Annotated in this window: 22 protein-coding genes; 16 read left to right on the top strand and 6 right to left on the bottom strand. The window is 71.9% G+C overall.

All coding sequences use genetic code 11. The annotated features are described in order from the left end of the window. Positions 1–86 precede the first annotated feature (86 nt). From ACFYYW_RS06660 to ACFYYW_RS06650, 3 genes are all read left to right on the top strand, one after another. Positions 87–965, top strand: coding sequence for a hypothetical protein (locus ACFYYW_RS06660; RefSeq protein ID WP_387645891.1), 879 nt, complete (start codon positions 87–89; stop codon positions 963–965). A gap of 124 nt (positions 966–1,089) precedes the next feature. Continuing rightward, positions 1,090–2,844: a DEAD/DEAH box helicase gene (locus ACFYYW_RS06655; protein ID WP_352327697.1), complete on the top strand. Its 1,755-nt coding sequence runs from the start codon at positions 1,090–1,092 to the stop codon at positions 2,842–2,844. A 165-nt stretch (positions 2,845–3,009) separates the two neighbouring features. After that, positions 3,010–3,387 carry an STAS domain-containing protein gene (locus ACFYYW_RS06650; protein WP_387645887.1) on the top strand — a complete coding sequence of 126 codons (378 nt, stop codon included), beginning with the start codon at positions 3,010–3,012 and terminating at the stop codon, positions 3,385–3,387. 6 nt (positions 3,388–3,393) lie between these two features. Here the strand turns inward: ACFYYW_RS06650 and ACFYYW_RS06645 are convergent, their stop codons facing one another. The 3 genes from ACFYYW_RS06645 to ACFYYW_RS06635 all read right to left on the bottom strand — a co-directional run bounded on the left by ACFYYW_RS06645 (position 3,394) and on the right by ACFYYW_RS06635 (position 5,935). Beyond that, positions 3,394–3,903: a hypothetical protein gene (locus ACFYYW_RS06645; RefSeq protein ID WP_387645884.1), complete on the bottom strand. Its 510-nt coding sequence runs from the start codon at positions 3,901–3,903 to the stop codon at positions 3,394–3,396. Between the two features lie 164 nt (positions 3,904–4,067). Then, positions 4,068–4,637: a nicotinamidase gene (locus ACFYYW_RS06640; RefSeq protein WP_352327700.1), complete on the bottom strand. Its 570-nt coding sequence runs from the start codon at positions 4,635–4,637 to the stop codon at positions 4,068–4,070. Between the two features lie 14 nt (positions 4,638–4,651). Beyond that, positions 4,652–5,935, bottom strand: a complete 1,284-nt coding sequence (locus tag ACFYYW_RS06635) for a nicotinate phosphoribosyltransferase (RefSeq protein ID WP_352327701.1) — start codon at positions 5,933–5,935, stop codon at positions 4,652–4,654. Positions 5,936–5,981: 46 nt separating this feature from the next. On the opposite strand from ACFYYW_RS06635, the gene clpS reads away from it, so the two are divergent. The 5 genes from clpS to ACFYYW_RS06610 all read left to right on the top strand — a co-directional run bounded on the left by clpS (position 5,982) and on the right by ACFYYW_RS06610 (position 8,583). Continuing rightward, a complete protein-coding gene (gene clpS, locus ACFYYW_RS06630) occupies positions 5,982–6,275 on the top strand; it encodes an ATP-dependent Clp protease adapter ClpS (protein WP_352327702.1) in 294 nt (97 codons plus the stop codon). 10 nt (positions 6,276–6,285) lie between these two features. Next, complete coding sequence (locus tag ACFYYW_RS06625) at positions 6,286–6,810, top strand: DUF2017 domain-containing protein (RefSeq protein WP_387645880.1); 525 nt, start codon at positions 6,286–6,288, stop codon at positions 6,808–6,810. 9 nt (positions 6,811–6,819) lie between these two features. Then, the gene (locus ACFYYW_RS06620) at positions 6,820–7,221 is read left to right on the top strand and encodes a M67 family metallopeptidase (protein ID WP_357995265.1); all 402 of its coding nucleotides are present in this window, start codon (positions 6,820–6,822) and stop codon (positions 7,219–7,221) included. Between the two features lie 140 nt (positions 7,222–7,361). Beyond that, a complete protein-coding gene (locus ACFYYW_RS06615; protein ID WP_352327705.1) occupies positions 7,362–7,634 on the top strand; it encodes a MoaD/ThiS family protein in 273 nt (90 codons plus the stop codon). A gap of 1 nt (position 7,635) precedes the next feature. Then, positions 7,636–8,583: a cysteine synthase gene (locus ACFYYW_RS06610; protein WP_352327706.1), complete on the top strand. Its 948-nt coding sequence runs from the start codon at positions 7,636–7,638 to the stop codon at positions 8,581–8,583. A 48-nt stretch (positions 8,584–8,631) separates the two neighbouring features. On the opposite strand, the gene ACFYYW_RS06605 is transcribed toward ACFYYW_RS06610, so the two are convergent. Continuing rightward, positions 8,632–10,452 carry a DUF3352 domain-containing protein gene (locus tag ACFYYW_RS06605; RefSeq protein ID WP_387645875.1) on the bottom strand — a complete coding sequence of 607 codons (1,821 nt, stop codon included), beginning with the start codon at positions 10,450–10,452 and terminating at the stop codon, positions 8,632–8,634. A gap of 85 nt (positions 10,453–10,537) precedes the next feature. After that, complete coding sequence (locus ACFYYW_RS06600; protein ID WP_352326193.1) at positions 10,538–10,864, bottom strand: hypothetical protein; 327 nt, start codon at positions 10,862–10,864, stop codon at positions 10,538–10,540. Positions 10,865–11,001: 137 nt separating this feature from the next. Between ACFYYW_RS06600 and ACFYYW_RS06595 the strand changes: the two genes are divergently transcribed. From ACFYYW_RS06595 to ACFYYW_RS06585, 3 genes are all read left to right on the top strand, one after another. Next, positions 11,002–11,793 carry a thioesterase family protein gene (locus ACFYYW_RS06595; protein ID WP_364324666.1) on the top strand — a complete coding sequence of 264 codons (792 nt, stop codon included), beginning with the start codon at positions 11,002–11,004 and terminating at the stop codon, positions 11,791–11,793. An 85-nt stretch (positions 11,794–11,878) separates the two neighbouring features. Further along, positions 11,879–12,703: a glutamate racemase gene (gene murI / locus ACFYYW_RS06590; RefSeq protein ID WP_387645872.1), complete on the top strand. Its 825-nt coding sequence runs from the start codon at positions 11,879–11,881 to the stop codon at positions 12,701–12,703. Further along, a complete protein-coding gene (locus tag ACFYYW_RS06585; RefSeq protein WP_387645870.1) occupies positions 12,700–13,452 on the top strand; it encodes an MBL fold metallo-hydrolase in 753 nt (250 codons plus the stop codon). Before murI ends, ACFYYW_RS06585 begins: the two co-directional genes overlap by 4 nt. Here the strand turns inward: ACFYYW_RS06585 and ACFYYW_RS06580 are convergent. After that, positions 13,437–14,675 (bottom strand): MFS transporter, encoded by a 1,239-nt coding sequence (locus tag ACFYYW_RS06580; RefSeq protein WP_352326188.1) that lies wholly within the window; start codon positions 14,673–14,675, stop codon positions 13,437–13,439. The two genes, ACFYYW_RS06585 and ACFYYW_RS06580, sit on opposite strands and share 16 nt — an antisense overlap. Positions 14,676–14,743: 68 nt before the next feature. On the opposite strand from ACFYYW_RS06580, the gene rph reads away from it, so the two are divergent. The 5 genes from rph (at position 14,744) to ACFYYW_RS06555 (ending at position 20,168) form a co-directional block, all read left to right on the top strand. Next, positions 14,744–15,463, top strand: coding sequence for a ribonuclease PH (rph, locus tag ACFYYW_RS06575; RefSeq protein ID WP_352326186.1), 720 nt, complete (start codon positions 14,744–14,746; stop codon positions 15,461–15,463). After that, positions 15,460–16,050 carry an RdgB/HAM1 family non-canonical purine NTP pyrophosphatase gene (gene rdgB / locus ACFYYW_RS06570; RefSeq protein ID WP_352326185.1) on the top strand — a complete coding sequence of 197 codons (591 nt, stop codon included), beginning with the start codon at positions 15,460–15,462 and terminating at the stop codon, positions 16,048–16,050. Before rph ends, rdgB begins: the two co-directional genes overlap by 4 nt. Positions 16,051–16,096: 46 nt before the next feature. Then, a complete protein-coding gene (locus tag ACFYYW_RS06565; RefSeq protein WP_387645866.1) occupies positions 16,097–17,866 on the top strand; it encodes a molybdopterin-dependent oxidoreductase in 1,770 nt (589 codons plus the stop codon). Between the two features lie 119 nt (positions 17,867–17,985). After that, the gene (locus ACFYYW_RS06560) at positions 17,986–19,902 is read left to right on the top strand and encodes a toxin glutamine deamidase domain-containing protein (RefSeq protein ID WP_387645863.1); all 1,917 of its coding nucleotides are present in this window, start codon (positions 17,986–17,988) and stop codon (positions 19,900–19,902) included. Then, positions 19,899–20,168: a hypothetical protein gene (locus tag ACFYYW_RS06555; RefSeq protein WP_352326181.1), complete on the top strand. Its 270-nt coding sequence runs from the start codon at positions 19,899–19,901 to the stop codon at positions 20,166–20,168. Before ACFYYW_RS06560 ends, ACFYYW_RS06555 begins: the two co-directional genes overlap by 4 nt. Positions 20,169–20,218: the final 50 nt, after the last annotated feature.

The raw sequence follows: 20,218 nt of genomic DNA, 5'->3' as shown, positions 1-20,218 counted from the left end.
GTGATTCTGCCCCTCCCGCCACAACGATCACGGATCGCCAGATCTTCGTCCCGAGGAGTGATAGGACAACGGGACGAGGAGGTGTCATGGACGATGATCACCGGGTCTGGCCCCCCGCTTCCGGGCCCCGGCACCGCCGCACTCCTCCCCAGGACGCGGACTTCCCGGACGACTCCGACAGCGACGACGACCTCGACGACGGCAGCGCCGACGACGAGGAGGCCCCCTGGCCGCCGCGCCGGGGGCGCGACCCGTACGAGCGGCCGGCGTGGAACCCGCGGATCCGCAGGACCGTCCCGCCCGTCCCGCCGGCCGCCGATCCGCTGCCGCCCTCGGCCCGCCGCCACGCCACCCCCTCCGAGCCGCTGCCGCCCTCGGCCCGCCTCTACGGCACCCCCGCCGACCCCGGGCCGCTGGAGCAGGCGCCGCGGCGCGGACGGCGTCCGGCGGGCGTCCTGGTCGCCCTGGTGGCGGCGGCGGGGCTGGTCGCCGGGGTGAGCGCGGTGGCGTCCCGGCTCGGCGCGCCGCCGCCGGCGCCCGACCGGCTGAGCGACGCCGTGGCCGGCGTGACGCTGCGGCTGCCGCCCGGCTGGAGCGCCGGGGCGGTCCCGCCCGTCACCGGCTTCACCTCGGTCGCCAGGGACGGCAACGGCGCTCTGGTCATGGCCAGGCGGGTCGCCGAGCCCGTGCCGAACGCCAGGAAGGCCGCGGGGGAGGCCGCCGAGCTGTACTCCAGGCTGCTGCTCAAGGGCGACAAGGTCACGGTCGTCGACGACCGCGACATCCCGCAGGGACACACCCGTGCCCTGCGCGCCGAGTACCAGGACGTCGTCAACCGGCCCGCGTTCCTGCGCGTGATGCTTCTCACTCGCGCGGGCCGCGCCGTGCTGCTCGTCGGCCTGCTCCAGCCCGAGGCGGCCACCGGCAGACAGGCGCTCGACGCGGTGATGACGAGCTTCAGATAAGCCACATAGCACGTAGGGAAGACCTTGGCCAGAATCCTCGGTGCACGGCACGTCTTGTCGGTGAGCCCGATTACTCTTGGGTCACTGTGAGAGAGCGAAGCACACGAACCCCAGAGGTGATGCGGTGAGCACCTTCGCCGCGTCCCACCTTTCGCCTTCCTATCCAGACCGCGCCGCGTGGGGCACCGCGCCCAAGCTGCGCGCCTGGCAGCAGCAGGCGTTCGACCTGTACTTCAGGCGCGAGCCGCGTGACTTCCTCACCGTGGCCACCCCCGGCGCGGGCAAGACGACCTACGCCCTGCGCATCGCCAGCGAGCTGCTGGCCAACGGGGTGATCAGGGCCGTCACCATCGTCACGCCCACCGAGCACCTCAAGCGCCAGTGGGCCGACGCCGCCGCCCGGGTCGGCATCGGCATCGACCCGGAGTTCAAGAACAGCCAGGGCACCACCTCGCGCGACTACACCGGGGTGGCGGTGACCTACGCGCAGGTCGCGATGCACCCCGCGCTCCACCGCGCGCGCACCGAGGCCCGCAAGACGCTGGTCATCTTCGACGAGATCCACCACGCGGGCGACGCCAAGTCGTGGGGCGACGGCGTGCGCGAGGCGTTCGAGCCCGCCACCCGCCGGCTCCAGCTCACCGGCACGCCGTTCAGGTCCGACGACAACCCGATCCCGTTCGTCGGCTACGAGGAGGACGCCGAGGGCGTCAAGCGCAGCGTCTCCGACTTCTCCTACGGCTACGGCCCCGCGCTCGACGACGGCGTCGTCCGTCCGGTGATCTTCCTGGCCTACTCGGGCGAGATGAAGTGGCGCACCCGCGCGGGCGACGAGATCGCCGCGACGCTCGGCACCCCGCTCACCAAGGATCAGCTGTCCCAGGCGTGGCGGGCCGCGCTCGACCCCAAGGGCGACTGGATCCGCCAGGTCATGCAGGCCGCCGACCGCCGCCTGACCGAGGTCCGCCGGGGCGTGCCCGACGCGGGCGGCCTGGTGATCGCCACCGACCACGAGACCGCCCGCGCCTACGCCCGCCACCTGCGCAACATCACCGGCGAGGGCGCGACGGTGGTCCTGTCCGACGACCCGGGGGCGTCCAAGAAGATCAAGCAGTTCGCCGCCTCCCACGACCGGTGGCTGGTGGCCGTCCGCATGGTCTCCGAGGGGGTCGACATCCCGCGCCTGTGCGTGGGCGTCTACGCCACCTCGACCTCCACCCCGCTCTTCTTCGCCCAGGCCGTGGGCCGGTTCGTGCGCGCCCGCAAGCGCGGCGAGACCGCCTCGGTCTTCCTCCCCTCGGTGCCCACCCTCATGGGGCTGGCCAACGAGATGGAGGTCGAGCGCGACCACGTGCTCAACAAGAAGCCCCCGGAGGACGGCCTCGACGACAGCCTGCTGGAGCAGGCCAACCGGCAGAAGGACAACCCCGACGTCCTGGGCGACGAGCTGCCGTTCGAGACGATGGAGACCTCGGCCACCTTCGACCGCGTGCTCTTCGACGGCGGCGAGTTCGGCACCGGCGCGGAGATCGGCTCGGCCGAGGAGGAGGACTTCCTCGGCCTGCCCGGCCTCCTGGAGCCCGACCAGGTGGCCACCCTGCTCCGCAAGCGCCAGTCCGACCAGCAGGCCGCCAGGCGCAAGCAGGGGCCGGCCGAGCAGCCCAAGGAGACGCTCGCCCCGCACGAGCAGATCGCCGAGCTCAGGCGCGAGCTCAACGGCCTGGTCGGCGCCTGGAACCACCGCACGGGCCAGCCCCACGGCGTCATCCACGCCGAGCTGCGCCGCACGTGCGGCGGCCCGCCGATCGCGCAGGCCACGGCCGAGCAGATCCAGGAGCGCATCGACGCCATCCGCCGCTGGGCCACCCAGCGGCGCTAGCCGCGCCCCCTTCGCCGGTTCCCCGCGAACCGGCGAAGGGGCCCGGCGCGGGTCAGGCAGGGGACCCTGCACATTTGGACACAGAGCAGTGACCTTCCGTTAGAAGGCCGGCCAGAACGGCAACAACCCTCTTGGCCGTCTTGGGACACAAGAAGGATCTCGCCCATGTCGTCTGAGGCCCCCGGCAGGCCGACCCTCACCGTCGCTTCCGGCCTCTCCCGAAACGCCGTCATCATCCGGCTCGAAGGCGAGCTCGACGTCCACGCGATCCCGATCCTGCGCGAGCACCTGCGGCGCGTGTGGGAGCTTCCGGCCGAGCCGTTCCTGATCCTCGACCTCGGCGCGGTCGCCTTCTGCGACTCGATGGGCATGAACGAGCTCGTCGAGGTCATGCAGCGGTGCGAGTCGAGGGGCACCAGGCTGCTGCTCGCGGGGGTGCACGGGGTGATGGCGCGGGTGTTGTCGATCACGGGGCTGCGGCACGCGTTCGAGGTGTTCGCCCGGTTCGACGACGCCCTGCGGCTGGCCGTGGCGACCCTCTAGGGCGCTCTAGAGGCCGGCGGGGGCCGGGATCCTCCTGCCGGAGCGGCCGTCCACCGGGATGTAGCGCTCCTTGCCCGGCAGCGGGACGGTCAGCGCGGCCTGGCCGTCCTTGACGCGGACGGGAAGGGTGCGCACGCCCTGATGGTCGCCGCTCAGCGGACCCTCGTGCACCCACACCAGCAGCCGGCGGCCCTCGGGACGGGCGATCACCTTGGCCGTCGCGCACTCGCGCGGCGCCGCCGACCACGACAGCACGAGCTGCCGGCCCACCCTGGCCCACTGGGGGATCGGGGTGCGCTCGTCGCAGGCGGGCAGCGCGGGCACCGGCGGCATGTCGTGGGCCACGACGGCGGGGCCGCGACCGGAGGGCACGTCGCCCATCGCGACCGTCGCGACCTCCAGCAACGCCAGCGTCACGACCGCCCCCACCCGCGCCCCCGGACGGCCCTTGACGAGCACCCAGAAGGCGAGAGGGGCGAGCAGCAGCCAGGCCACGCCCAGGGAGATGGCAAGCATGAGGAACCTCGCACAGGATGAAGAGATATGACTCTACGTACTACTTCGACTGCGGAGAGGTTAGGTCATCCTTGAATATCACATGACCGCAGGGTTGCGCACTGTGTACCATCCGTGATCAGGTCCGGTCGTGCGCATCCCCGGGTCGTCCCGGGCGGGGCCGGTCAGCCCGCCTTGGGCGTGCCCTCCAGCGTGACGCCCGCGGCCTCCATCTGGGCCATGGCCGACTGCGTGGTGGCCGGGGAGACGCCCGCGGTGAGGTCGAGCAGCACCCGCACGGCCAGGCCGTTGGCCGCCGCGTCGAGCGCCGTCGCGCGCACGCAGTGGTCGGTGGCGATGCCCACCACGTCGACCTCGGTCACCCCGCGCTCGCGCAGCCAGTCGGCCAGCGGCGCGCCGTCGCCCGAGGCGCCCTCGAAGCCGCTGTAGGCCGCCGCGTGGGCGCCCTTGCTGAAGACCTCCTCCACCTCCGACACGTCGAAGGAGGGGTGGAAGTCGGCGCCGGGGGTGCCGGCCACGCAGTGGGCGGGCCAGGACGTGACGTAGTCGGGGGTGTCCGAGAAGTGGGTGCCGGGGTCGACGTGGTGGTCACGGGTGGCCACGACGTGGTCGTAGCCGTGCTCGCCGAGATGGCGGGTGATCGCGGCGGCCACCTCCGAGCCGCCTGCCACGGCCAGGCTGCCACCCTCGCAGAAGTCGTTCTGCACATCGACGATGATCAACGCGGTGCCCATAAGAGCACGATACGTCAGACGAACTCCGTGGGGATCGCCGCGTACCCCCTCCCGAGGTGCAGCGCCTCCTGGGGGAGCAGCGCGACGGCCGCGGCGTGGCGGTCACGGGCGGCCGACAGGGGCTCCCGGCCGACGACCTCGCCGTCGCGCACCAGCTCGTGCAGCAGGGGGATGCCGCCGTCGGGGACGACGCCGCCGGTCGTGATGAGCTCGGTCTCGACGTGCCCGGCGTCGTCCAGCAGCCGGTACGCCTCCTTGCGCCCCCCGCGCGACGGCTTGCCCACCGACCGCTTGGCCACGGCCTCCAGGCGGCCCGCCCCCGTCTCCCGCGCCACCAGCTTGTACACCAGGGCCGCCGTGGGCACGCCGGACCCGGTCACCAGGGAGGTGCCCACGCCGTAGCCGTCCACCGGGGCGGCGGCGAGCGCGGCGATGGCGTACTCGTCGAGGTCGGAGGTGACCACGATGCGGGTGTCGAAGGCGCCGAGCGAGTCGAGCAGCTCGCGCACCTCCTGCGCGGCGGCGGCCAGGTCGCCGGAGTCGATGCGGACCGCGCCCAGCTTGTTGCCGGCCAGCTCGACCGCCGTGCGCACCGCCTGCGCCACGTCGTAGGTGTCCACCAGCAGCGTCGTGCCCACGCCGAGGGAGGCGATCTGGGCCTCGAACGCGTCCCGCTCGGAGTCGTGCAGCAGGGTGAAGGCGTGCGCGGCCGTGCCCGCCGTGGGGACGCCGTACACGTGGCCGGCCATGAGGTTGGAGGTGGAGGCGAACCCGGCGATGTAGGCGGCGCGGGCGGCGGCGACGGCGGCGTACTCGTGCGTGCGGCGCGAGCCCATCTCGATGAGCGGGCGGTTGCCGGCGGCGTTGGTCATGCGGGAGGCGGCCGAGGCGATGGCGCAGTCGTGGTTGAGTATCGACAGCGTCAGCGTCTCCAGCAGCACGGCCTCGGCGAAGGTGCCCTCGACGATCATGATCGGGGAGGCGGGGAAGTACAGGTCGCCCTCGCGGTAGCCGTAGACGTTCCCGGAAAACCGGTAATCGGCGAGAAACGCCAGAGTCGATTCGTCGACCACCTCCTGCTCGCGGAGAAAGGTGAGTTCTTCGTCACCGAAACGGAAGCGTTCGAGCTCGTCCAGGACGCGTCCGGTGCCGGCCACGACCCCGTACCGGCGGCCGCCCGGCAGGTGCCTGGCGAACACCTCGAAGACCGCGCGCCGGTGCGCCGCGCCGCTGCGCAGCGCCGCCTGGAGCATCGTCAGCTCATAGTGATCTGTGAGCAACGCAGTGCTCATGGTCATTCTCACGACTCGAAGACTACGACCCAGATAGGGCAGACTCGGGGATGTGGGTAGCACCGCTCCAATCACCGTCGAGCGTCCGTCATCGGACGTCCGGCCCGATCTGCCATGGGTGACCATCGTCTGGAACGACCCGGTCAACCTCATGTCCTACGTGACCTATGTCTTCCAAACCGTCTTCGGCTACACCAAGGAGAAGGCGGAGAGACTGATGCTGGACGTCCACCAAAAGGGCAAGGCGGTCGTGTCCAGTGGCACGCGCGAAGAGATGGAACGCGATGTGCAGATTCTTCACTCCTACGGCCTGTGGGCGACGGTCCAGCCGGATTCGGTCAAGTGAGGCGGCGGCGGTGAGTTCGGGGTTCTCGGCCGGGCGCGACGGCTCGGTCATCGCGCAGTTCGAGTCCGCGGAGGTCTCGCTGCTGCGCTCGCTCGTCTCGATGCTGCTCGGCCTGGTCGCGCCGGGGGAGACCAGCGACGATCCGCTGGAGCGGGCGCTCGGCATCGGGGCGGCCCAGGCGCCCACCGATCCGGTGCTGGCCCGGCTGTTCCCCTCGGCCTACGAGGACGAGCAGGAGGCCTCGGAGTTCCGCCGCTACACCGAGGCCACGCTGCGCGACGGCAAGCGCGCCGACGCCCAGACCGTCCTGGACACCGCCCGGCCGGGCGGCGCCGAGCTGACGCCCGAGCAGGCCCAGGCGTGGCTGCGCTCGCTCAACGACGTGCGTCTGACGCTCGGCACCAAGCTCGACGTGACCGAGGAGATCCACGACGAGATCGCCATGATGTCCGAGGACGACCCCCGCTATCCGGCCTACGTCACCTACGACTGGCTGACCTACCTCCAAGACAGCCTGGTCCGCGCCCTCTGGTAGCTTCCGGGCATGCTCACGATCTCGCAGGAACTGGTGGACAAGATCGTCGCGCACGCCCGGGCGGACCATCCCGACGAGGCGTGCGGGGTGATCGCCGGCCGCAACGGCGTGCCCGAGCGGTTCGTCCCGATGGAGAACGCGGAGCGTTCGCCCACCTTCTACCGGTTCGACTCCATGGAGCAACTGCGCGTCTGGCGGGAGATGGACGACCGCGACGAGGAGCCCGTCGTGATCTACCACTCCCACACCGCCACCGAGGCGTACCCGTCGCGCACCGACGTGTCCTACGCCTCCGAGCCGCAGGCCCACTACGTCCTGGTCTCGACCAGGGACGAGAACGAGGTCGAGTTCCGCTCCTACCGGATCCTCGACGGAGTGATCGAGGAGGAAGAGGTAAGATTCCTCCCATGATGGTCCGGCCGGTGCAGAGCTACCTCTTCGCGCACACCCCGGCCGTCGTCGTCTACGACTGTCGCTGATCTGGAATCCGTACCAAGCCATCGGTGTTGCCGCCGATGGGACGACGACCAGATAAGAGGAGAATGACCGCGATGGCCATCGAGGTTCGCATTCCCACCATCCTGCGCAACTACACCGACGGCGCCAAGGCCGTCGACGCCGAGGGCGCCACCCTCGACGAGCTGATCAGCAACCTTGAGTCGCGCCACCCCGGCATCAAGGACCGCCTGGTCGACCAGGGCAGCCTGCGCCGCTTCGTCAACGTCTACCTCAACGACGAAGACGTGCGCTTCCTCGGCGGCCTCGGCACCCCGGTGTCCGACGGCGACACCGTGACCGTGCTGCCCGCCGTCGCCGGCGGGTGACATGCGGTTCGACTCGCTGATCGACTCGGTCGGGCGCACGCCGCTCGTCGGGCTGCCCCGGCTGTCGCCCTCGCCCGAGGTGCGCGTCTGGGCCAAGCTTGAAGACCGCAACCCGACCGGGTCGATCAAGGACCGGCCCGCGCTGTGGATGATCGAGCAGGCCGAGAAGGACGGCCTGCTCACGCCCGGCTGCACGATCCTGGAGCCCACCAGCGGCAACACCGGCATCTCGCTGGCGATGTCGGCCAGGCTCAAGGGCTACCGGCTGGTCTGCGTGATGCCGGAGAACACCTCCGAGGAACGCCGTCAGCTCCTGCGCATGTGGGGCGCGGAGATCATCTCCTCGCCCGCCGCGGGCGGCTCCAACGAGGCCGTGCGCGTGGCCAAGGGCCTGGCCGCGGAGAACCCGTCCTGGGTGATGCTCTACCAGTACGGAAACCCGGCCAACTGGCGCTCCCACTACGAGACCACCGGCCCGGAGATCCTGGCCGACCTGCCCACGGTCACCCACTTCGTGGCCGGGCTCGGCACGACGGGCACGCTCATGGGCGTCGGCCGGTTCCTGCGGGAACGGGTGCCCGGCGTGCAGATCGTCGCCGCCGAGCCGCGCTACGGCGAGCTGGTCTACGGCCTGCGCAACGTCGACGAGGGCTTCATCCCCGAGCTGTACGACGAGTCGGTGCTGACCACCCGCTTCTCCGTCGGCTCGGCCGACGCGCTGCGGCGCACCCGCGAGCTGCTGGCCGCCGAGGGCATCTTCGCGGGCGTCTCGACCGGCGCCGCGCTGCACGCCGCGCTGGGCGTGGCCGCGAAGGCCGTCAAGGCGGGCGAGCGGGCCGACGTCGTCTTCGTGGTGGCCGACGGCGGCTGGAAGTACCTGTCCACGGGCGCCTACGACGGCACCCTGGAGGAGGCGGAAGAGCGCCTCGAAGGCCAGCTCTGGGCCTGAGGACATGACGAAGGGGGCGGCCGGAACGGCCGCCCCCTTCTTTCACGGTCAGTTGAACAGCACCCGCAGCGAGAAGTCCGCCTCGGTGGCGCTCTGCTTGCCGCTCAGCCCGACGGCCCGCAGAACCTGCACGTTGGCCTTCTCGTCGCCCTCCATGCTCTGCAGGTACAGGTGCTCGACCTTGTCGAGGTCCACGAAGAGCGCGAAGGTGGCCTCGCCGGCGTCGGGGATCGCGGTCTGGAACGTCTCGGAGTCGCCCAGCGTGCCATCCTCGGCCAGCTTCTTGGCGTACTCCTCGCTCGTCGCCGCCGTGAAGACGCCGTCACCGGGCACCTTGGCGAGCTGCGGAGCGGGCTGCCCGCTGTCCGCCAGCGCCTTCTCGATCTTGCCGAGGACCGCCTGGGCCTTGGCCGGGTCGGTGACCACGCGCACGCCCGCCTTGATCTGGTCGCCGTCCAGGCCCTGGCTGTCCACCGCGACCGTGAAGTTCTTGCCGAGCACCGTGGCGAGGTCGCCGGGCAGGTCGAGGCCGAACTTGGTCTTGGCCTGGTCGAGCAGCTGCTGGACCTCGGCGCCGCCACTGGCCGCGGCCGACTTCTGGATCTGGGCCCACTGCTTGGTGATCATCTGGTCCAGGCCGGAGACCGACAGGGCCCCGGCGGTGCCGGCGGGCAGCGTGCCCAGGGCGGCGGGCTGGAGGTCGTCCGCGGTGACGCCCTTGGCGCCCCTGACCAGGCCGGCCAGCTCGACGTAGGCGCTGTCGAAGCGCAGCGCGCCGGCGAACCGGGCGTCCTTGATGGGCTCGATGCTCGCGGCCTGCTCGGCGGGGATGGGGGTGAGCTTGGCCAGCGCGCCCATGTCCGCCCAGAACGACAACACGCCCTGCTCGCCGACGTCGCCCATGTCGTCGTTGAACTCGCTGTTGTCGGCGAGGGTGGCCTCGCCCTTCGCGAACTTGTCGGCCAGCGCCTGGGTCGAGGACAGCAGCGCGTAGTCGTCGCGGAAGGCGATGCCGTACTTGTCGCCGTTCATGAGCTTGGCGATGCCCGCCTTGGCCTGGGCCTCGTCCTTGACCTGCACGGCGACCGCGAAGTCGGGCTCGGACCGGCCGGAGGGCACGGCGGCGAAGCCGACCCTGCTGCCCAGCCACGGGTCCACGTCCTTGGCGAAGTCGACCTTCTTCTCGCCGGTTTCGTTGACCAGGTTGAACAGGGCCTGGCGCGGGTCCTCACCGGTGAAGGAGCCCTTGGTGACCGTGAACTTCCTGGCGAGCTGGAACAGCGCCAGCTTCTGGTTCGCGGCCGGGTCGAGGTCGAGGCGGGCGTAGGCGATCGCGTTGGCGGGCAGGACCTCGTTCGGCTGCGTGCCGCCGCCGCCGATCGCGCCCACGGCCCACACCGCGCCGCCGCCGAGCAGCACCACCGCGAGCGCCGCCGCGCCGGCGATCAGCCAGCCCTTGCGGCTGCCCTTCTTCGCCGGTTGGGGCGGGCCGAATCCCTCGGGGCCCTGCTGCTGCCAACCTTGCTGCGCGTACTGGTCCTGCTGCTGCCAGCCCTGCTGGTGCTGCTGGGCGTAGGGGTCCTGCGGCGGCCAGGTCTGCTGCTGCTGCTGTGGTTGCTGTTGCCAGCCCTGCTGGGCCTGGCCGCCGTACGGGGCGCCGTAGGCGGGCTGCTGGCCGTAGGCGGATTGAGGGCTGTAAGCCGGCTGCCCGTACGAAGCCCCCTGCCCCGGCTGGGGGGCCTGCTGACCATAGGGCTGCTGGTACGGCTGCTGCGGCTGGTACGGCTGCTCCTGCGGCTGGTCCCAGCCTCCTCGGTACGCCGTGGTGCGCTCAGGATCCTGGCCAGGTGGGGGATTATTCGCAGACATCACTCAACTCACAATGTGGACTTTTGACCACAGAGAAGGTAGCTGATGTTGCTAGATGGCCGCTTGCAATGTGCTGAAGTCGGGATTAGGCCCGGTTCAGCTCTTTTTTCAGCACATCGAGGTGGACTTCGCCGCCTGTCCAGTCCGTCACGCAGGCCCAGGGAACGAACGTGCACCCGGCGTACACCGTGCGTGCCAGCGTCTTGGACAGCCAGGGGGAGCGGCCCTGGCGGTCACGGGTGAGCCCGAGCAGGACGGGCGCCCGCCGTCCCGAGACGACCAGCCCGTAGACCGTCTGGCTCTGCTGGAGCCCGCCCCTGTGCTTGTGGGCGCGGATGTCGACGACGTGACCGACCCAGATCCCGTTGGAGTCCCACACCGACTGACCGATGAGTTCGGTGACAGTTGCCATGATCGAACTGTCCCATCCGGATGGTGTTTCCGCAGGTAGGCGCGCTGATCTGGGAACGGCGTGGTGCGAACGCGGCAGCCCCGCGTAGAGTGGGGGGACTACTAGAATATAGTTCCGTACGGTGAAGGCAGGGCGGGATGACCAAGTTCGACGAGGCCACACAGGCGATCAGGGTCGACGAGACCACCTATGACGTGTGCCTCGACCCCGGATACTCCATCGGCGGCCCGCTCAACGGCGGCTACCTGATGGCCGTGGTCCTGCGCGCCGCCGTGGACGCCTCGCCGTTCGAGCACCCGGTGAGCACCACCTCGCAGTTCCTCAAGTCACCGGTCGCCGGCCCCGCCCAGGTCCGGGTCGAGCCGCTGAAGTCGGGCCGCACGGCCGCCTTCGCCAGGGCCACCCTCGTCCAGGACGGCGTGCCGCAGATCGAGAGCCTGATCACCACCGCCACCCTGACCGGCGCCGACCCCGTCTACACCGACGCGCCCTCGGTCGTCATGCCGTCCGTCGAGGAGTGCGTCAAGCTGCCCGACCCCAAGCCCGAGAACAACATGACCCTCAACGCCCAGATGGACATGCGCTTCGACCCGCCCACCATCGCCTGGCTGGCCGGCGAGCCGACGGGCCGGCCGGAGTCGCGGGCGTACTTCAGGATGGCCGAGCCGCAGGACGCCGACCCGTACGTGCTGGCCCTGGCCGTGGACGCGCTGCCGCCCGTGGTGTTCTCCGCCGGCGCCCGCGGCTGGGCGCCCACCGTCGAGCTCACCTGGCACCTGCGCGCCCTGCCCGCCCCCGGCTGGCTCACCCTGATCGGCAGCGGCCGGCTCATTTCGGACGGCTGGTTCGACGAGGAGGTCGAGGTCTGGGACTCCGCGGGCCGGCTCGTGGCCCAGTCGCGCCAGCTCGCCAGGGTCGGCAGGGGCTGATGTGAGCAACACGACAGTCGCGCCTTCATCAGGTGTGAGCATTCTTACGCGGTGTTGATCGAGCAGGTCGCCTACCCTCTAGAACGTGCCGGACGAGAGTATTGGGATCTTCGACAGCGGGGTGGGCGGCCTGACGGTCGCGCGCGCGATCATCGACCAGCTGCCCCACGAGTCGATCACCTACGTGGCCGACACGGCCCGCCAGCCGTACGGGCCGAAACCCATCGCGGAGCTGCGCGCCTACGCCCTCGAGGTGATGGACCACCTCGTCGAGCAGGACGTCAAGATGCTCGTCATCGCGTGCAACAGCGCCAGCGCCGCCGTCCTGCGCGACGCCCGCGAGCGCTACGACGTGCCGGTCGTCGAGGTGATCCAGCCCGCCACCAGGCGCGCGGTGCGCGCCACCCGCACCGGCCGGGTCGGCGTGATCGCCACCCAGGCCACCATCACGTCGCTGGCCTACCACGACGCCTTCACCGCGGCCCCCGACGTGCAGCTCACCGGCGTGGCCGCGCCCCGGCTGGTGGAGTACGTCGAGCGCGGGGAGACGATGAGCAAGGAGCTCATCGACGTCCTGCGCGACTACCTGGAGCCGATCAGGGCGGCCGGCTGCGACACGCTCATCCTCGGCTGCACCCACTACCCGCTGCTCACCGGCGCGATCTCCTACGTCGTCGGCGACGGGGTCACGCTGGTCTCCAGCGCCGACGAGACGGCCAAGGACGTCTACCGGATCCTGCACGACCGCGGACTGGCGGCGGGAGGCGAGGCCACCCCCCGGCACCGCTTCCGCGCCACCGGCGACTCCCAGCTCTTCGCCCGCCTCGGCAGGCGGTTCCTGGGCCCGGAGATCGACGTGGTCGAAGTCGCGCCAGTGGGGGGTACTACCTTTAGCGGGAGGCCCACATGAAGGTGACCATCGTCGGCTGCTCGGGCAGCTACCCCGGCCCCGACAGCCCAGCGTCCTGCTACCTCGTCGAGGCCGAGGGGTTCAGGATGCTGCTCGACCTCGGCAACGGGTCGCTCGGCGCGCTCCAGCGCCACATCGGCCTCTACGACGTGGACGCCATCTGCCTGTCCCATCTGCACGCCGACCACTGCCTCGACGTCTGCGGTTACCACGTGGCCCGCACGTACGGGCCCGACGCGCCGTACCCGCCCGTGCCGGTCTACGCGCCGGAGGGGGCGCCGGCCCGGCTCGCGGCCGCGTACGGGATGCCGGACGAGCCCGGCCTGGAGACCGCCTTCGACTTCACGCCGCTGTCGCCCGGCTCGTTCGAGGTGGGGCCGTTCATCGTCACCGCCGGCCTGGTGAACCATCCGGTCGAGGCGTACGGGTTCCGGGTGGCCAGCGACGACGTCTGCGTGGCGTACTCGGGGGACACCGGGGAGTCGGCGGAGCTGGTCAAGCTGGCCGCGGGGGCCGACCTCTTGTTGTGCGAGGCTTCGTTCGTCGAGGGGCCCGACCTGCCGCCCGACCTGCACCTGACCGGGCGTCAGGCGGCCGAGCACGCGGCCAAGGCCAACGCGGGCAAGCTCGTGCTCACCCATCTGGTGCCGTGGAACGACAACGCCAGAGTGCTGCAGGACGCGTCGAGGGGCGGCTACGCCGGGCCGATCGAGCTGGCCCGCAGCGGCGCGGTCTACGACCTGGCCTGAGCGTCGTCGAAGTCGCGTAATCGGGGCAGCGGCGAGAACAGCAGCGGCACGAACGACACGACCCGGCCGATCATGAACACCCACAAGGCCGTCCGCACGCCGAACTGCTGGGCGACGATCCCGCCGAGCAGCGCGCCCAGCGGGACCGAGGCCCACGTCAACGACCGGAACGAGGCGTTGACCCGGCCCAGCAGCTGCTCGGGGACCGTCGTCTGCCGATAGGTGACCTGACCGACCGTGCCCAGCGTCGAGCTCCACGACAACGCGACCGAGGTGACGGCGAAGAACGCCACCCGCCAGTCGGCCTGGGTCATCGGCAGCAGCAGGGCGAAGGGCGCCGGCACGGTGAGGGAGAGCCAGGTGATCCTGGCCGTGCCGACCTTCCTGGCCAGGAGCGCGCCGAGCAGGCCCGCGGCCACGCCGCCGAACCCGCCGGACATGAGCAGCACGCCGATGAGAGCCGGCGCCAGGCCCACCTCCTCGGCCAGGAACAACACCGACAGGCCGAGCACGGCGCCGACCGTCAGGTTCGCCATCACCGAGGACGCGGCGAACATGCGCAGCAGGCGGTCGCGCCACACGTAGCGCAGGCCCACGCCGATGCCGCGCAGCAACGGCTCGGGCTCGCCCGTCGCCGGCGGCTTGTCCGGGGTCTTGATGCTGCTGAGGAACAGCGCCGACGTCAGCGAGCCCAGCGCGGTGGCGAGCATCGTGAACGGCGCGCCGACGAGCTGCACCAGCAGGCCGCCGACGCCCGGCCCGGCCAGGAAGCCGCCGGAGCGCACCACCTCCAGCTTGGAGTTGCCGTCGCCGAGCTGCCGCGCGCTCACCAGGCTGGGCAGGTACGTCTGGTCCGCGACGTCGTTGAACACCTGCGCCGCACCCGCCAGGAAGGCGACCGCGAACATCATCCCGATCGACAGCACGCCCAGTTGCGCCGCCAGCGGAATGCTCGCCAGCAGCACGAACCTGGCCAGATCGGTGACCATCATCACGCGGCGCCGGCGCATCCGGTCGACCCACACCCCCGCGGGCAGGCCGAGGACGAGGAACGCGGCGGTCTGCAGCGCGGACAGCAGAGCCACCTGGGCCGGCTGCGCGTGCAGCGTGACGACCGCCACCAGCGGGAGGGCCACGCGCGAGATATTCGCTCCCAGTTCGTTCCCCACGTGCGACGTCAGGAACCGGAGGAAGTCAGGGTTTCGCAACACCCCCGTTGTCATTGCGTAAGGATCCATGTGTCGGACACATTTGGTCAAGAGTGTCGTGCCGCGGAGATAGGGTGATCTGCATGTCCCGACAGGATGGCCGCAACCCCGACCAGCTACGCCCCATCACCATCACCCGGCAGTGGCTGGCGCATGCCGAGGGTTCGGTCCTCGTCGAGTTCGGCGGCACGAGGGTGCTGTGCGCGGCGTCGGTGCAGGACAGCGTGCCGCGCTGGCGCAGGGGCAGCGGGCAGGGCTGGGTCACGGCCGAATACGCGATGCTGCCGCGGGCGACCAATACCCGTAATGATCGGGAATCGGTCCGCGGCAAAATCGGCGGGCGCACGCACGAGATTTCCCGGTTGATCGGAAGATCACTTCGCGCGTGCGTCGATTACAAGGCGCTGGGCGAAAACTCCATTGTGCTCGACTGCGACGTTCTGCAGGCCGACGGCGGCACCAGGACCGCCGCGATCACCGGCGCCTATGTAGCGCTGGCCGACGCCGTCGCCTGGATGAAGGCGCGCAAGATGTGCCCCGGAGACCCGCTGATCGGCTCGGTCGCGGCCGTCTCCGTCGGGGTCGTCGGCTCGGTCCCCATGCTCGACCTGTGCTACACCGAAGACGTCGCCGCCGAGACCGACATGAACGTCGTGATGACCGGCGAGGGCGCCTTCGTCGAGGTGCAGGGCACCGCCGAGGGCGTGCCCTTCGACCGCGCGGCCCTCGACCAGCTGCTCGACCTGGCCGCCGCTGGGTGCGAGGAGCTCACCCTGATCCAGCAGGAGGCGCTGGGCGCATGAAGATCGTGCTCGCCACCCGCAACCCGGGCAAGATCGCGGAGCTGCGGCGCATCCTCGCCGGGTTCGAGATCGTCGGCCTGGAGGAGTTCCCCGAGATCGGCGAGGTCGCCGAGACCGGCGTCACCTTCGAGGAGAACGCCCTGCTCAAGGCGCACGCCGTCGCCAAGGGTTCCGGGCTGCCGGCCGTGGCCGACGACTCCGGGCTCTGCGTCGACGTGCTCAACGGCATGCCCGGCGTCTTCTCGGCCCGCTGGTCCGGCCGCCACGGCGACGACCAGGCCAACCTCGACCTGCTGCTCGCCCAGCTCTCCGACGTGCCCGCCGAGAAGCTGTCGGCGCACTTCGCCTGCGCCGCGGCGCTCGCGCTGCCGTCCGGGGAGCACCGGGTGGTGGAGGGCACGCTGCCCGGCCACCTGATCACCACCCCGCGGGGCACCAACGGCTTCGGCTACGACCCGATCCTGGTCCCGCTCGGCCACGACCGCACCACCGCCGAGCTGTCTCCCGACGAGAAGGACGCCATCAGCCACCGGGGCCGCGCCTTCCGCGCGCTGGCGCCGATCGTGCGCGACATCGTCGGCTCGTAACCACCGCGTAAGAACCTGCTGACCGCGGGCGACGTAACGTCGTACCGTGCAGAAGAACGAGACCATGCCCGCCTGGGCCGGCGCCCTGGCGGGGCTCACGGCGGGCGCGCTGGCGCTGGGGATCGCGCAGCTCGTCGCCGGGTTCGCCGGTCCTGAGACCTTCCCGGTGGTCGCGGTGGGGGACGCCGCCGTCGACCTGACGCCGGCGCCGGTGAAGGACTTCGCGATCAACACGTTCGGGGAGAACGACAAGACCGTCCTCGTCGGGGGCGTGCTCGTGGTGCTCGCCGGGATCGCGGCCGTCATCGGGGTGCTGGCGCGGCGGCGGCTCGCGTACGGGTACGCGGGGCTGGCCCTGTTCGGGGTGGTGGGGGTGGCCGCGGTGCTCACCCGTCCGGGGGCGGGGGCGGCGGACGTGCTGCCCACGGTTGCCGGGGTGTTGTGCGGGGGGCTGGCGCTGGGGTGGCTGCTGCGGCGCGCGGGCGGCGGTCGCGGTACGGCCGTGGCGGCTCCGGAGGCCCCCGAGGCCGGCGGCACGCTCGCGGCCGGTGAGGCCGGTGGCGAGGCGGCGCCTGGGGGCGGCGGTGAGGGCACGGTTTCCGGGGTCGGCGGTGCCGGCGGGGGCAGCGGGGCGGGCTCCAAGGTCGGCGGTGCCGGCCGGGGCAGCGGGGCGGGCTCCGAGGTCGGTGCGGATGGTGCGGGGGCTGTGGAGCGGCCTGCTGTGATGCGGGCCGGGGCGGGGGAACGGGGCTTCGACCGGCGGCGGCTGATCACCGGGGTGGCGGGCGGGATCGTGGTGGCGGGGGCGTCGGCCGCGCTGGGCCGGCAGCTCGGCGGGCGGCGGGAGCTGGCCGCGACGCGGGGGAACCTGGCGCTGCCCAGGCCGGCGACGCCCGCCCGGCCCCTGCCCGCCGGTACGGACTTCCGCATCCCCGGCCTGTCCTCCTTCATCACGAAAAATCAGGACTTCTATAGGGTTGATACGGCGCTCGTCGTCCCCCAGGTGGACCCGCGCGCCTGGAAGCTTCGCATCCACGGCATGGTGGACAGACCAGTCGAGATCACCTACGCCGAGCTGCTGAACCTGCCGCTCACCGAGGCCGACATCACCCTCACCTGCGTCTCCAACGAGGTCGGCGGCCCGTACGTCGGCAACGCCCGCTGGCTGGGCGTACGCATGGCCGACCTGCTGCGCCGTGCCGGGCTCCAGCCGGGCGCCGACATGCTGCTGTCCACCTCCGACGACGGCTTCACCTGCGGCACACCCGTGGACGTCGTGATGGACGGCCGCGACGCCCTCTTCGCCGTCGCCATGAACGGCGAGGCGCTGCCGTTCGAGCACGGTTTCCCCGTGCGCCAGGTCGTGCCCGGCCTGTACGGGTACGTGTCGGCCACCAAGTGGGTGGTGGACGTGAAGGTGACCCGGTTCGACCGGGACCAGGCGTACTGGACGCCACGCGGGTGGGCCGCCAAGGGGCCGATCAAGACCGAGTCGCGCATCGACGTCCCGAAGAGCGGCGCCTCGCTGAAGGCCGGGCGCACGACCATCGCCGGGGTGGCGTGGGCCCAGCACACCGGCGTGGACGCCGTCGAGGTGCGGGTCGATCGCGGCGAGTGGCGGCAGGCGCGGCTGGCCGCCGTGCCGGGGCCCGACACCTGGCGGCAGTGGGCGCTCGACTGGGACGCCACGCCCGGGGAGCACACGATCGAGGCGCGGGCCACGGACGCGGCGGGTCGCACCCAGACCGAACGGCAGGCGCCGCCCGCGCCCGACGGCGCCAGCGGGTGGCCGGCCGTGACCGTCCAGGTGGCCTGATTCGCGAACGTTTGCGCAGGTAAAGCCGTTCCCCCAGACGGATAATCTTCCCCACTTCCCCCTCTCGGACGCGACGGCGGCCCTACGATCGGTCGTCCAAGCAGGACAGGAGGCAGGACGTGGTCCGCGAACGCAAGTCGAGCGTCCGAGGGGTCCTTCCGGAGGGGCAGTACAACCCGGTGGTGGGGGAGGGGGTCCGGTGGCTCGACTACGAACGCGCCGCCGAGGACGTCCCTGGCGAAGAGCCCGCCACGACCGAGGCGCCCTCCTCCCGTGAGGGCTCGGCCCCCTTAACGCCCGCCGCCTCCAGCGTCCGCGACGAGGAGCCGCCGCCGCCCGGCCTCCGTACGCGGGCCCCTGCCCCTTCCCAGCCATCCCCCCAGCCCGCCGCAGCCCCCGCCGCAGGTGTGGCCTCCGCTCTCGACGTGCTCACCGGTCTCGCCACCCGCCCGGCCCCGGCCCGCACCGACACGCCGTACGGCCTGACGTTCAGCCTGAACACCGTCAACCGCCTCGCCGCCGCCCTCCCGGACGAACGGGAGGACGTACGTCCCGGCCCGCCGATCGACCGGAAGGCGCCGACGGGCGTGCCGGACGGCCCGGCGCCGCCTCCCGCCGAGCCGCCCGGCTCCGCTTCCGGCTCCGGCTCCGGCTCCGGCTCCGGCTCCGGCTCCGACGCCGGTGGCGGCGGCGGTGGTGTTGGCGCGGCGACCGGCGGGCAGATCGCCGCAGAAACGCCGATCGCCGACGTGCCGAACGCCGCGAAGGCGCACACCGGCACGTCCGGCCCCCCTGAGGGGCGTCCTGCCGCGCCCGACGACTGGCAGCTCCGGGAGCGGGAGGCCTCGCGCACGACGGCTCACCCGGCCCGCGATCCGCACGGAACCGCGCTCACGCAGGCCGCCCCGCGCGAGATCGGCCTGAACGGAACCGCCCCGCAAGCGGGCCCGGCACGCGGGAGCACCCTCCGGGCCCCGGACACGGGAAGCCTGCGTGCGTCCGGTCCGGACGAGGGGAATCTGCGTGCGGCCGGTTCGGACGAGGGGGGCCTGCGTGCGTCCGGTCCCGACAAGGGGAGCCTACGTGCGTCCGGTCCCGACAAGGAGAGCCTACGTGCGTCCGGTCCCGACGAGGGGAGCCTGCGTGCGGCAGGTCCGGACAAGGGGAGCCTGAGTGAGGTCCGTCCGGACAAGGGCAGCTCGCCTGGGGCCGGGCCGGACGCTCGGGAGCCGAGGGAGTTCCCAGGGGGCCCGGCCGGTGGGCCGGAGAGACCCGGGGGCGCGGTGACGCTCGGTTTCGGGGCGGCGGTCAGCGGGATGCGACGGCTGGAGTTCGGGGAACGGGACGGGGTCCGCGGCGCGGACGGACGCCACCCGCTGGAGGCCCGGATCGACCGGGCGAGGAACCGTGCCGCCGTCGACTGGTTCGAGGGCGAGCGGCGGCCGCCGAGGCTGGCCGACAGCCGGCCGTACGGGCTGCCCGGCGGGCTGGCACAGCCCGACCCGCAGGTGGAACGGGAGCTGAGGCAGGCGCTGGAGCCCGGCGCCCGGTTCCCCGACCCGCGCGGCACCTGGGTCCGGCTGATCAACGGCGGCGGCCCGGCGGACGACCCCTTCCGGGCCTCCAACGCCGCCGACTGCGCCCTGGCCGTGTTGTCCACCTGGCACGGCGAGCCCGCCACCGCCGCCCCCCGGCTCCCCGAGTACGACGGGATCGGCCGGCCGCTGCTCACCGGCGAGAGGGGCGGAGCGGCCCGGATCGAGCGGTGGACCGGCCAGCGGTTCCAGTACGCGGGCCAGGGGCGGCACGCCTATCCCATGATCGCCCGGCGGCTGCTGGAGGCCGGGCACGGCGCGAGCGCGGTCATCGTGGTGCGCTGGCCGGGCGGCGGGTCGCACGTCTGGAACGCGGTCAACTCCGGCAGCGAGGTGATCTGGATCGACGCCCAGCGCGGGCACATGTCGGTCGAGCCGCCGTACGCGACGGTGACGGGGGTGTTCTGCATGATCCTCGACCGGCAGGGGCGGCCGCGATGAACATGGACCAGGCCAGGGCGCTGGCGGAGGAGTACGTCAACGGGACGCGCCCGCCGGACGAGCCGCTGTCGGTAGGCCTGTACGGCTTCCACGACGGGTACGTCGCCTGGATCCGGGAGCTCGACCCCGACGACCCCACCACCCTGCCGGACACGATCGGCGGGGCGTGCATCGTGATCGACAAGTCGTCCGGGGAGGTCGTGGTGCGGCCGCTGCTGGATCCGGAGACCGTCGCCGAGCTCTGGCCCGGCCGCACCCCGCGCTGACCGCATGACGCACGGAAGGCCGGGCGCCGCCCCCATAGGGCGCCCGACCT

It is taken from the genome of Nonomuraea sp. NPDC001831 (assembly GCF_042892035.1).
In the GTDB taxonomy this organism is placed as follows: domain Bacteria; phylum Actinomycetota; class Actinomycetes; order Streptosporangiales; family Streptosporangiaceae; genus Nonomuraea.
Note: the sequence above shows the minus strand (reverse complement) of the source record. Positions and strands in the feature narration are given on the sequence as shown.

What these genes read in the sequence shown, in the direction of transcription:
- ACFYYW_RS06555 (WP_352326181.1), top strand. Translation starts at nt 19,899, where the DNA reads ATGAACATGGACCAGGCCAGGGCGCTGGCGGAGGAGTACGTCAACGGG.
- ACFYYW_RS06650 (WP_387645887.1), top strand. Translation starts at nt 3,010, where the DNA reads ATGTCGTCTGAGGCCCCCGGCAGGCCGACCCTCACCGTCGCTTCCGGC.
- ACFYYW_RS06585 (WP_387645870.1), top strand. Translation starts at nt 12,700, where the DNA reads ATGAAGGTGACCATCGTCGGCTGCTCGGGCAGCTACCCCGGCCCCGAC.
- ACFYYW_RS06605 (WP_387645875.1), bottom strand. Translation starts at nt 10,452, where the DNA reads ATGTCTGCGAATAATCCCCCACCTGGCCAGGATCCTGAGCGCACCACG.
- ACFYYW_RS06645 (WP_387645884.1), bottom strand. Translation starts at nt 3,903, where the DNA reads ATGCTTGCCATCTCCCTGGGCGTGGCCTGGCTGCTGCTCGCCCCTCTC.
- ACFYYW_RS06660 (WP_387645891.1), top strand. Translation starts at nt 87, where the DNA reads ATGGACGATGATCACCGGGTCTGGCCCCCCGCTTCCGGGCCCCGGCAC.
- rph (WP_352326186.1), top strand. Translation starts at nt 14,744, where the DNA reads ATGTCCCGACAGGATGGCCGCAACCCCGACCAGCTACGCCCCATCACC.
- ACFYYW_RS06600 (WP_352326193.1), bottom strand. Translation starts at nt 10,864, where the DNA reads ATGGCAACTGTCACCGAACTCATCGGTCAGTCGGTGTGGGACTCCAAC.
- ACFYYW_RS06615 (WP_352327705.1), top strand. Translation starts at nt 7,362, where the DNA reads ATGGCCATCGAGGTTCGCATTCCCACCATCCTGCGCAACTACACCGAC.
- ACFYYW_RS06620 (WP_357995265.1), top strand. Translation starts at nt 6,820, where the DNA reads ATGCTCACGATCTCGCAGGAACTGGTGGACAAGATCGTCGCGCACGCC.
- ACFYYW_RS06610 (WP_352327706.1), top strand. Translation starts at nt 7,636, where the DNA reads ATGCGGTTCGACTCGCTGATCGACTCGGTCGGGCGCACGCCGCTCGTC.
- ACFYYW_RS06635 (WP_352327701.1), bottom strand. Translation starts at nt 5,935, where the DNA reads ATGACCATGAGCACTGCGTTGCTCACAGATCACTATGAGCTGACGATG.
- ACFYYW_RS06595 (WP_364324666.1), top strand. Translation starts at nt 11,002, where the DNA reads ATGACCAAGTTCGACGAGGCCACACAGGCGATCAGGGTCGACGAGACC.
- rdgB (WP_352326185.1), top strand. Translation starts at nt 15,460, where the DNA reads ATGAAGATCGTGCTCGCCACCCGCAACCCGGGCAAGATCGCGGAGCTG.
- ACFYYW_RS06640 (WP_352327700.1), bottom strand. Translation starts at nt 4,637, where the DNA reads ATGGGCACCGCGTTGATCATCGTCGATGTGCAGAACGACTTCTGCGAG.
- ACFYYW_RS06580 (WP_352326188.1), bottom strand. Translation starts at nt 14,675, where the DNA reads ATGACAACGGGGGTGTTGCGAAACCCTGACTTCCTCCGGTTCCTGACG.